The organism is Hymenobacter sp. FMD4, from assembly GCF_058932745.1.
In genome coordinates, this window is the sequence record NZ_JBZYWH010000002.1 from 321,444 (window position 1) to 333,186 (window position 11,743).

Genomic DNA, 11,743 nt, shown 5'->3' on the forward strand with positions numbered 1-11,743 from the left:
GGCCTCTACGCAGCCTCTTCTTATTTGGTTGCGTCATTCGCGCGAACGAACCCCTGCCTAACGGGTGTTCGGGCAATGCTCCTTAACTTGGCTTCACTCTCATTTCTCTCCTAGCATTTATGACCCGCAACCAACTGTTGCTGCTGGGCTTGGGCGCTTTCTTGTCGGTGGGTACACCGGCCGCTACCCTAGCGCAGTCCAAACCAGCCGCAAAGGCCACCACCAAAGCCCCAACTACGAGCGGCACGCGCCTCGTGGAGAAAGTAACGCGCAAGCCCGGTGAAGTGGTAATCCCGTACGAGAAGTACGTGTTGCCCAACGGCTTGACGCTCATCATCGCCGAAGACCACTCCGACCCCATCGCGCACGTCGACGTGACCTACCATGTGGGTTCGGCCCGCGAGACCATCGGCAAGTCGGGTTTCGCCCACTTCTTCGAGCACATGATGTTCCAGGGCTCCGATAACGTAGCCGACGAGGAACATTTCAAGCTGGTGACATCGGCCGGCGGTACCCTGAACGGCACCACCAACCGCGACCGGACGAACTACTTCGAAACCGTACCTTCGAACCAGCTCGAAACCGCGCTGTGGCTCGAAGCCGACCGCATGGGCTTCCTGCTCGATGCCGTAACGGAGAAGAAATTCGAAGTGCAGCGCGCTACCGTGAAAAACGAGCGCGGCCAGAACTACGACAACCGCCCCTACGGCCTGGCTTCGGAGCAAGTAGCCAAGACGCTGTACCCCTACGGCCACCCGTACTCCTGGCTGACTATCGGCTACCTCGAAGACCTGGACCGCTCCGATCTGCAAGACCTGAAGAACTTCTTCCTGCGCTGGTACGGCCCGAACAACGCTTCGGTAACCGTGGGCGGCGACGTGAAGCCCGCTGAGGTTATCAAGCTGGTAGAAAAATACTTCGGCTCCATTCCGCGCGGCCCCGAGGTGCAGAACATGAAGCTGCCCATCCCGCAGCTCACCCAGGACCGCTACACGCACTATCAGGACAACGTTCGTTTCCCGATGCTGCAGATGGTGTTCCCGACGGTACCCGCCAACCACCCCGACGAAATTGCCATCGACGCGCTGGCCGAAATCATTGGTGGTTCCAAAACCTCGCCGCTGTACCAGAACCTGGTGAAGGCCCAGAAGGCCGTGCAGGCGCAGGCGTACCACCCCACTTCCGAGCTGAGCGGTGAGTTTACGATGATAGGCCTGAGCTTCCCCGGCAAGCCCTTGAGCGAGCTGGAAGGCATCATGCGCGCTTCCATTGAGGAAGTAGCCAAGCGCGGCATCACCGACGAGGAAGTAGCCCGCTACAAAGCCTCGGCTGAAGCCGACCTCATCAACCGCCTGCAAAGCGTGAGCGGCAAGGTGAGCACCCTGGCTGCCTACCAGTACCAGACCGGCAACCCCAACCGCCTGCCCATCGAGTTGAAGCGCATTCAGTCGCTGACCAAGGCCGATGTGGAGCGCGTGTTCAAGCAGTACGTATCGGGCAAAAAGGCGGTGGTGCTGAGCGTAGTGCCCAAAACCAGCCCCGACCTCGTGGCTAAGCCCGACAACTTCACCGTCGACAAATCCGGCTTCAAAGCTCCGAAGGACGAGTACGCCGGCTTGAAGTACGTGAAGGCCAAGGACAACTTCGACCGCACCAAGCAGCCCAAAGCCGGCGCCAGCCCCATGGTGGCCGTTCCGGCTGTGTGGAAAAGCGAAATGAGCAACAAGCTGAAGGTTATCGGCACGCAGAACACCGAGATGCCGACGACTACCATGCTGCTCACCATTCGCGGTGGCCACCGCCTCGAAAGCACCATGCCCGGCAAAGCCGGCATTGCGGCGCTTACGGCGGCCATCATGAACGAAGACACCGAGAAGTACACGGCTGAGCAGTTTGCGGCCGAGCTGGAGAAGCTGGGTGCCAGCATCCAGATCAGCGGTGGGGCCGATGCCACCACCGTATCGGTGCAGACGCTGACCAAGAACGTGGACAAGACGCTGGCCCTGCTGCAGGAGCGCCTCATGCGTCCGAAGTTTGATCAGGGCGACTTCGACCGCCTCAAGAAGCAGACGCTGGAAGGCATTGCCAACCAGAACACGCAGCCGGTAGTAGTAGCCGATAAGACCTACAACCGCCTGCTCTACGGCCAGAACGACATCATGGCGGTGCCCACCTCGGGTACGGCCAGCAGCGTGGAGAGCATCACGCTCGACGACGTGAAGAAGTTCTACGCCGCCACGTACGCGCCCAACATCAGTCACCTCGTGGTGGTGTCTGACGCCGATCAGAAGACCATCACGCCCAAGCTCGCCTTCCTGGAGAAGTGGGAGCAGAAGAACGTGACGCTGCCTGCTGATAAGCCGGCTCCGAAGGCTGATAAGACCAAGCTGTACTTCGTAAACAAGGACGGCGCGCCGCAGTCGGAAATCCGCATCGGCTACATGGGCATGCCCTACGATGCCACCGGTGAGTACTACCGCGCGTACCTGATGAACTACATCCTGGGTGGCGCCTTCAACTCGCGCATCAACCTGAACCTGCGCGAAGACAAAGGCTACACCTACGGCGCCCGCTCGGGCTTCAGCGGCTCACGCTACTCCGGTCCCTACACGGCCCAGGCTGGCGTGCGCGCCGATGCTTCGGCTGCTTCGGTAAAGGAGTTCATGAAGGAAATCGAGAACTTCCGCAAAGGTGGTATTACCGATGAGGAGCTGGCCTTCCTGAAAGCCTCCATCGGCCAAAGCGACGCGCTGAAGTACGAAACCGGCCAGCAGAAGGCCGCCTTCCTCTCGCGCCTCGTGGAGTACGACCTGCCCACCGACTACGTGAAGCAGCAGGCCGAAATCCTGAACAACCTCACCAAGGAAGACGTGGCCCAGATGGCCCAGAAGCTGCTGCCTGCCGAGCAGATGTACATCGTGACGGTAGGCGACAAGAAGTACCTGCCCGAACTCCGTCAGCTTGGCTACGAAGTAGTAGAGCTGGACATGGATGGCAACCCGGTAGCTCCGGCCGTAGCCGCTGAGCCCACGGCTGCCCCGGTAGCCACCTCGGCCACCTCCGACAAGAAGAGCAAGACCAAGGTGAAAGACGCCGATGGCAAGAAGGAGAAGCGCAAGAGCAAATCCGACTCCGACAGCGGCAAAGAGAAAGTGAAGACCGACAAGGCGGAGTAATCAGCCGCGGTTCGCACTAAATGCCAAACCGGGCGTAGCCACTGCGGCTACGCCCGGTTTTTGTTTTGTCGAGGAGTTTAGAATGTCACGTCGAAACGGCCGTGGGTAATTTGTACGGGTCGGCTGCTGCTGACTTCGCGGGCAGTAAACTCAAACGTGCCACTGACGATGCGCTGCACCGTATCGAGGCGCGTGACAGTTATCCAGCCTGTGGCGTCTGGGCCGGTGTAAAAGTTTTAGTCGTTGGGCCAGTTCTCAATGGCGTATTGACCATACGCTGGTACTCTTGGGCCAGGAGCCAGATTAGCACCAACTTGGTTCAGCTAATAAGTGCCTGTTCGCCTTAACGCCGGCAGGTAGAAGCTCACAGTATAGTTTTCGGCCCGGGTGACGCGTCTAAAGCTCAACGTCAAGTGCCCTACCGGCCACCGTTGCGCCGAGATTGGTCGAGGTTGCCAGGATATTACGTCCTGGGGCTGCCAGGCTTGCCCATCAATGAGGCAGCCCATTCGATTGTTACCCTCCTGCGTGGCGGGCGGCAACGTTTCAAGGGGCGTTTTCTCCTTCTTGCAGCCGGTTGTCAGCAGCAACGAGGAGTACAGTAGCAGTAGTGGTATTCGGGGCATAGTCAGCTAAGCACTAGTGACAACGGCAAACAGGCAGCTGCTCGGGTAAGATGCGAAGCATGGACCGAACTCAACCACGAATCTTCATCTAATTCAGACTTTAGCACGGCCTATAGAAGTCACCATCACAGCCCAAAAGTATTGCTAGCGTTTCGCCTGAGTCAAACATGCCGCAGTGGACTTTTGCGCCTGGCCCTGAAGTAATTGTCCTTCGCGCCACTACAGTTGGGCAACCTCGGATGCCACCAACGAATCAGTATATAAAAGTAGCAATATTTTCAGGTGAAGCTGTACCTTCCTGTCGCTACATCAACCAATCTCTCAACACCGTATGATCCGCAAACCGCTTATCCTGCTGGGCTTGGGCTCAGTGCTATGCGTCGGGCCGGTAGCCCACGCCCAACAGCGCCCCGCCGCCGGGCGGCCCGCGCCGGCCAAATCCACTGCCGCTAAGCCCGCCGCCACCGGCACCCGCCTGGTGGAAAAGGTGACAGCCAAGCCCGGCCAGCTGGTGGTGCCTTACGAAAAATACGTGCTGCCCAACGGGCTGACGCTGATTATCCACGAAGACCATTCTGACCCCATCGCGCACGTCGACGTGACCTATCACGTGGGGTCGGCCCGCGAGACCATCGGCAAGTCGGGCTTCGCTCACTTCTTCGAGCACATGATGTTCCAGGGCTCCGACCACGTCGAAGATGAGGAACACTTCAAACTGGTAAGCGCCGCGGGCGGCACGCTGAACGGCACCACCGACCGCGACCGGACCAACTACTTCGAAACCGTGCCCTCTAACCAACTCGAAATCGCGCTGTGGCTGGAAGCCGACCGCATGGGCTTCCTGCTCGACGCCGTGACGCAGCAGAAGTTCGAGGTGCAGCGCGCCACCGTCAAGAACGAGCGTGGCCAAGGCGTGGATAACTACCCCTACGGCAAAGCCGATGAGCTGCTGCTCCAAAGCATGTACCCCTACGGCCACGCTTACAGCTGGCCCGTCATCGGTTACCTCGAAGACCTGGACCGGGCTGACCTGCAAGACCTGAAGAACTTCTTCCTGCGCTGGTACGGGCCTAATAATGCCACCATCACCGTAGCCGGCGACGTGAAGCCCGCCGAGGTTATTCGCATGGCTGAGAAATACTTCGGGCCGATCAAGCGCGGGCCGGAAGTAGCGCGCGTGAAGCCCACTGCCCCCGTACTGGACAAGACGCGCTACGTGAGCTACGAAGACGCCAACATCAGCCAGCCCATGCTGCAGGTGGTATTCCCCGGCGTGCCGCAGTTCCACCCCGATGAAGTAGCCCTCGATGCCCTGGCCGAAATCCTGGGCAAGGGTCAGAACTCGCTGCTCTACAAAAACCTGATCAAGACACAGAAAGCTACCCAGGCCTTCGCCTACAATCCCTGCTACGAACTGGGTGGCGAGTTCACGCTGCAGATAACCAACTTCGCCGATGCCGACCTCGACGAAACCGAGGCGCTGGTGCGTAAGACTCTGGCTGAGTTTGAGCAGCGCGGCGTAACCGACGAGGACCTCGCCCGCTTTAAAGCGGCCCGCGAAGCCGACAACATCAACAGCCTCAGCAGCGTGATGTACAAGGCCATGCGCCTGGCGAGCTACGAGTACCTGACCGGCAACCCCAACATGCTGCCCCAAGATATGAAGCGCGTGCAGGCCCTCACCAAGGCCGACGTGATGCGCGCCTACAACCAATACCTGAAGGGCAAACCTTCGGTGGTGCTGAGCGTGGTGCCCACCGGCAAAAGCCAGCTCATGGCCGGTACCAGCAATTTCTCCGTCGACAAATCCGGCTTCAAAGCGCCCAAGGATGAGTACGCCGGCCTGCAATACGTAAAGGCTAAGGACAACTTCGACCGTGGCCAGCGGCCCAAGCCCGGCGCCAACCCCGTGGTGAAAGTGCCCGCCCTCTGGCGCGCCGACCTGCAGAACGGCCTGCGCGTGATGGGCACCAAGAACACCGAGCTGCCCAGCACCAATATGCTGCTGACCATCCGCGGCGGCCACCGCCTGCTGCAGCCGACGCCGCAGAAAGCCGGCTTGGCCGAGCTGACAGCTAAGATGCTCTCGGAAAGCACCGAGAAGTACACCACCGAGCAAATGGCCGCCGAGCTCAACCGCCTCGGCAGCTACGTGCGCATCTCCGCCGGCGACAACGAGACCAAGGTTTACGTGCAGAGTCTGACCAAAAATCTCGATGCGACGCTGGCTCTGTTGGAGCAAAGCCTACTGCACCCACGCTTCACGGAGGACGACTTCGCCCGCGTGAAAAAGCAACAGCTCAACATGGTAGAGGACTTCAAGAACCAGCCCGGCGTGGTGGCCGATTTGGCCTTCAACCGCCTCGTGTACGGCAACGACAACATCGTCGGCACGGCCGTAGCCGGCTCGCCCGCCACCGTAGCCAGCATCACCCTCGACGACGTGAAGCGCTTCTACCAGCAGAACTTCGCGCCCAACATCAGCCACCTCGTAGTGGTCAGTGACGCCGATCAGGCCGCCATTACGCCCAAACTGTTCTTCCTGGATAAATGGCAGCGCAAGGATGTAGCCATTCCCAAGGACATACCCGCCCCGAAAGCTGACAAGACCAAGCTCTACTTCGTGAGCAAAGACGGCGCCCCGCAGTCCGAAATCCGCATCGGTTACATGGGCATGCCCTTCGACGCCACTGGGGAGTTTTACCGCGCCGGCCTGGCCAACTACCTGCTCGGCGGGGCTTTCAACTCGCGCATCAACCTGAACCTGCGCGAAGACAAAGGCTATACCTACGGGGCATGGTCGTACTTCGCTGGCACGCGCTATGCGGCGCCGTTTACGGCCCAGGCCGGCGTGCGTGCCGATGCTTCGGCCCAAGCCGTGAAGGAGTTTATGAAGGAGATGGAAAACTACCGCAAGGAGGGCATCAGCGAGGAAGAACTGCAGTTCATGAAGGCCAGCATCGGGCAGCGCGACGCGCTGAAGTACGAAACCGGTCAGCAGAAAGCATCCTTCCTGGCCCGCCTGCTGGAGTATGATCTGAAGCCCGACTACGTAGATCAGCAGACGCAAATTCTGCAGCAGATCAAGCGCGAAGAAATTCAAGCCCTGGCTCAGAAGTACCTTGCCCCCGACAACATGAAAATCGTGGCCGTCGGTGACAAGAAGTACCTGCCCGAACTCAAGGCACTTGGCTACGAGGTAGTTGAAATCGATATGGACGGTAAGCCCGTAATGGCCGCCGCGCCCGTAGCCACGGAAGCACCTGCTGCGCCGGCCGCCCCCGCTACTTCCGACAAGAAGAGCAAGAAGGCCAAGCGCAAGGCGTAAGCTAGTACTCAACCTATGCCTGATTAAATCCGCGCAGCTGAGTAGGCAACAGGTACTCGAATCACAAGAACAAACGGGCGTAGCCACTCTGGCTACGCCCGTTTTTGTTACAGTAGATAACCTAACCCGTCATGTCGAGCTTGTCGAGACATCTCGCCAGACAGCATCCTCAGTGAAGGAACTACTATCCGGCGAGATGTCTCGACAAGCTCGATATGACCGTTCTGGGGAGTGAGTTAAAGGAAATACAAAACGCTGTTTTCCTACCCCCAGACCTTGGTGCCGGCCGTGCAGTTACGGCACATCTCCACTTGGTCACGGCCTTTGAGCAGGGCCTTGCGGAAGCCTTGGTACTTCGGACCGTGCCAGAGCTGGCGGAAGGACTCGCCCTTCAGGTCGCCGAGGCGGTACTCGGCGTCTTTGTCGAAGCAGCAGGGCACCACCAGTCCGTCCCAGGTAATTACGCAGCTGTGCCACATCTTCCAGCAGTGGTTGAGCAGGCGGTTCTTGATGCTCCAGGAGCCGTCCTGGTTGTTCTGGTAGCGCGAGTAGTAGTCGATAGTCGGAATCAGCGGCGAGCCTTGCTGGTAGTCGTAGATCTGGGCGGTTTTAAACCACACATCGTCCACGCCTAGCTCCGCGGCCAGGCGCTTGGCATCCTCAATCTGGTGCTCGTTGGGGCGCACCACCAGAAACTGGAATATCACCCGCGGCGTCTGCGACTTCAGCTCCCGCTTGTACTTCACAATGCGCTTAGTGCCTTCCAGCACCTTGTCCAGGCGGCCACCCACGCGGTACTGCTGGTACACCTCCTGCGTGGTGCCATCGAGGGAAATGATGAGGCGGTCGAGGCCGCTTTCTACCGTCTTCTTGGCGTTGGATTCGGTGAGGTAGTGGCCGTTGGTACTGGTGGCGGTGTAGATTTTCTTCCGCGACGCGTACTGCACCATGTCCAGAAATTGTGGGTGCAGGTACGGCTCGCCCTGAAAATAGAAAGTGAGGTACCACAGCCGTGGCGCCAGCTCATCGATGGTGCGGTAAAATACGTCGTCCTGCAGCATACCCGTAGGCCGCGTGAAGGAGCGCAGGCCGCTGGGACACTCGGGGCAGCGTAGGTTGCAGGAGGTGGTAGGCTCCAGCGAAACAGCCAGTGGTAGCCCCCACGCCCGCGACTTCTTGGTGAGGCGGCTGAGCACGTACGAGCCCGTCACCTGCGCCGCGTTGAGGGCGCGCAGCGGCGTTAGCTTGGAAAGAAAGTTCAGCCCGTCGTGGAAGGTGGAGCGCATCGGCAGCAAAGGTCGCGAATGGCGGATAAACCGCGGCGGATTGCGGATGTTCGCCAATCCAGGAGCCTGGCGCGTTCAAAGCCTTCCAGCGCTATACCTTAAAGCAAAACGGCCCCACCAATTAAGGCGGGGCCGTGCTTAGGTTGGTGGGGCCGTTTACTTACCCGTCTGCAGCGTGCTGCTGTACGTGGAAGCTTTGCCGAATGACTCCTTAATCTCATCCACGGCGGCGCGGCTGCTTAGGCGCTTGGGTTTGGTGTTGAGGAAGGTGCCATCTTCGGCGATGAGGAAGTAGGCGGGTACTTCCTGCAGCATGTAAGCTTTGGCTAAGGGGCCGCGCTGACCGCCGGGGGCACGCAGGTGCACGCCGGCCATTTTTTTGCTGACTACCAGTTGCTTCCAGGCAGGCTCGTTTTCATCGAGGGCAATGTTGACGAACACGATGTTCTGGCCCTGAAACTTCTTGGCCAACTCCTGGGCATAGGGCAAGTCGCGCAGGGCGAGGCCGCTGGTGGTGCGCCAGAAGTTGATGTACACCAGCTTGCCGGCAAAGCTGCGCAGCGACATGGTGTCGCCGGTGGCCGAGACTAGCCGAAAATCCGGTGCCGGCGAACCGATGGCGAAGTCCTTGTGCACATCGAAATCAGCCTTCAGAACCGGGTAATACTTGTTGTTCTGGTCGACACTATTGCGGAAGTCGTCCAGCATGGCTGCCGACTGCCGTACGTGCCCAAAGCGGAAAGATTCCTGCAGCACCCGGCCCATGATGATGGGCTTGATGGGGCCTTGCAGCTTTTCCTTGGCCAGGTTGTAGCACATCTGGTAGTACTCCGGGTCGCCTTTCTTACGGCCGGCCGCGATGGCAGCGTAGTGCACGTAGTTGAGCAGGAATTCCTGGTACGACTCGTTTTGCAGCGCGTTGGCGTTGTTGATCAAGGCTGCGTCGTTGAGGAAGTCGTAGTACGTGGCCGACATCTTCAGGCGACCTTCCGTGGCTACTACTTGCTCGCGCAGGTCCTGGTAGGTCAGGCGGTCGTTGGCGTAGCTGTAGTCGATTTCGGCTTTGGTATACTGACGGAAGGCGGCCGACACGTTCGGGTCTTCCTCCACGCCCTTCAGGAACTTGGTTTCTTCCTTGCGGCGGTAGTCCAGAAAGGAAAGAAAGCCCGGCTCGTAAAGGTTGATGTTGTCGGGCAGCACCTGAAAGCCGTCGTTTTCCACAAACCGTTCGTCAAATTCGGCCAGGTAGGAATTGGCTTCGGACCCTTTGCCTTTGAACTTCACCGTCGAGGCCAGGTCCGAGCCCTTGAATCGCACATCCATGTTAGTGCCCGGCTCCAGCCACAGAGCAGCTACGTCCTCGCCGTACACTAGGTCGGCCTTCATGGGGCCGTTTACCTTCAGGGCCAGCCGCCATTCGCCCTTGTTGTCGACGCGGGCGTACGTCAGCTGCTCCTTGGGGTCGAGCGGATGCTCGCGCACCGATACGGCGACGGTGTCCACCGTTTTACCGCTGATTTTACCGGTAAGCACTACGGTGCTTTGGGCCTGGCTGGCCAGCGACGCAAATAGCGCTACAGCAGCTATCGACAGAGCAGAAAGACGTGAGACAAAAGACATCGAGCGGCTAGGTATCGAGGTTAGGGCAGAGCAACAATTGCGCTTATACGGGAACAAGCCCATACCGATAACATTAAGTCAAGAAAGATCTGACTCAAGCGTTTCACGGTAAAAGTCAATTGCTGCACCGAAGATACGGCAGTTAGGTTTACAAAATCCAATCTTCGGAACCACATTTTTGGGTGATAAGCTGATTTTCTGGGCTTAACCAAACAGCCCGCTTAGAACTTCATCGAGACGTCCTACCGGGTGCACTTTTAGTCCAAAGCGGCCGAGGTCGAGCCCGCGGCCGTTGAATTGGGAGATGTACATCTCCCGAAAGCCCAGCTTCTCGGCCTCGGACAAACGCTGATCCAGCCGGCTCACAGCGCGAATCTCTCCGCTCAAGCCCACCTCGGCCGCGAGGCACACGTCGCCGGGCACCGGAATGTCATTGAGGGAACTGACGACGGCCGCGCACACGGCCGCGTCCAGCGCCGGGTCTTCGAGGCGCAGGCCGCCGGCGATGTTCAGGAACACATCGTGCTGGCCCAGGCGAAGGCCCGAGCGCTTCTCCAGCACGGCCAGCAGCATCTGCAGGCGCTTGCTGTCGAAGCCGGTACTGCTGCGCTGCGGCGTGCCATAAGTGGCGGGCGTCACCAAAGCCTGCACTTCCACCAGCAGTGGGCGGTTGCCCTCCAGCGTGGCGCCGATGGCCACCCCACTGAGCAGCTCATCGCGCTGCGACAGGAGAATTTCGGAGGGGTTCGACACCTGCCGCAGGCCCGAGCCCTGCATCTCGTAAATGCCCAGCTCGGAGGTGGAGCCGAAACGGTTTTTGATAGTGCGCAGGATGCGGTAGGTAAGGTGCCGGTCGCCTTCAAACTGCAGCACCGTATCCACCATGTGCTCCAGAATTTTGGGTCCCGCAATGGAGCCATCCTTGGTGATGTGACCGATGAGCAGCACCGGCACACCGGTTTCCTTGGCGTACTTCAACAGCTCGGTGGTGCACTCGCGCACCTGGCTCACCGAGCCCGGGCCCGATTCCACCAGCTGCGAATGCAAAGTCTGGATGGAGTCTACGACCACCACATTGGGCTGCAGCGCATCGATCTGCTTGAAGATGTTCTGGGTGCTGGTTTCGGTAAGGATGTACAGGCCCGCATGCTGCTTGCCCATACGCTCGGCGCGCATCTTGATTTGCTGTTCGCTTTCCTCCCCCGATACGTACAGAATGCGCAAGTTCTTGAGCTGCATGGCAATCTGCAGCATCAGGGTGCTTTTGCCGATGCCCGGCTCGCCGCCGATGAGTACCAGAGAGCCGGGCACGAGGCCGCCGCCGAGTACGCGGTTCAGCTCGCCGTCGTGGGTGTTGAGGCGGGACTCTTCTTCGTACAGAATGTCACCAAGGGGCTTGGGCTTGGCGGCTTTGCTGGTGGTGCCCACCGAAGTAGAAGCTTTCCAGGCCGTGGCGGCCGTGGTTTCTTCCTTCTGCACCACTTCCTCTACGTAGGTATTCCACTCGCTGCAGGCAGGGCACCGGCCAATCCATTTGGCCGACTGCGCCCCGCAGTTCTGGCAGAAAAAAAGCGTCTTGATTTTGGCCATGAAGCTGAACCAGGGTAAAAGAAGGTAATGCTACGGACTGCTAAAAAGTTTGGTAAGAACGTGGTTTTTGATGGCTTGCGGCTAATCTATTAAGCTTGTTCGCAGCGCAGTAACCGG

5 protein-coding genes and 1 pseudogene are annotated in these 11,743 nt (G+C 59.3%); 2 read left to right on the plus strand and 4 right to left on the minus strand.

Features of this window, described 5'->3' with window-relative positions:
- The first annotated feature begins 119 nt into the window (after window positions 1-119).
- A complete protein-coding gene (locus tag AC5FXY_RS03350) occupies window positions 120-3,176 on the plus strand; it encodes a M16 family metallopeptidase (protein ID WP_493555213.1) in 3,057 nt (1,018 codons plus the stop codon).
- Window positions 3,177-3,253: 77 nt separating this feature from the next.
- Here the strand turns inward: AC5FXY_RS03350 and AC5FXY_RS03355 are convergent.
- Window positions 3,254-3,802 (minus strand): annotated as a pseudogene (locus AC5FXY_RS03355) (Riean_0653 family protein).
- A gap of 331 nt (window positions 3,803-4,133) precedes the next feature.
- On the opposite strand from AC5FXY_RS03355, the gene AC5FXY_RS03360 reads away from it, so the two are divergent.
- Window positions 4,134-7,130 (plus strand): M16 family metallopeptidase, encoded by a 2,997-nt coding sequence (locus AC5FXY_RS03360; RefSeq protein ID WP_493555214.1) that lies wholly within the window; start codon window positions 4,134-4,136, stop codon window positions 7,128-7,130.
- Between the two features lie 263 nt (window positions 7,131-7,393).
- Here AC5FXY_RS03360 and AC5FXY_RS03365 read toward each other — a convergent pair whose 3' ends face one another.
- From AC5FXY_RS03365 to radA, 3 genes are all read right to left on the minus strand, one after another.
- Entirely contained in the window at window positions 7,394-8,416 is a 1,023-nt protein-coding gene (locus AC5FXY_RS03365) for an SPASM domain-containing protein (RefSeq protein WP_493555215.1), read from the minus strand.
- Window positions 8,417-8,572: 156 nt separating this feature from the next.
- A complete protein-coding gene (locus AC5FXY_RS03370; protein WP_493555216.1) occupies window positions 8,573-10,036 on the minus strand; it encodes a TlpA family protein disulfide reductase in 1,464 nt (487 codons plus the stop codon).
- Between the two features lie 204 nt (window positions 10,037-10,240).
- Window positions 10,241-11,626 carry a DNA repair protein RadA gene (gene radA, locus AC5FXY_RS03375; protein WP_493555217.1) on the minus strand — a complete coding sequence of 462 codons (1,386 nt, stop codon included), beginning with the start codon at window positions 11,624-11,626 and terminating at the stop codon, window positions 10,241-10,243.
- Window positions 11,627-11,743: the final 117 nt, after the last annotated feature.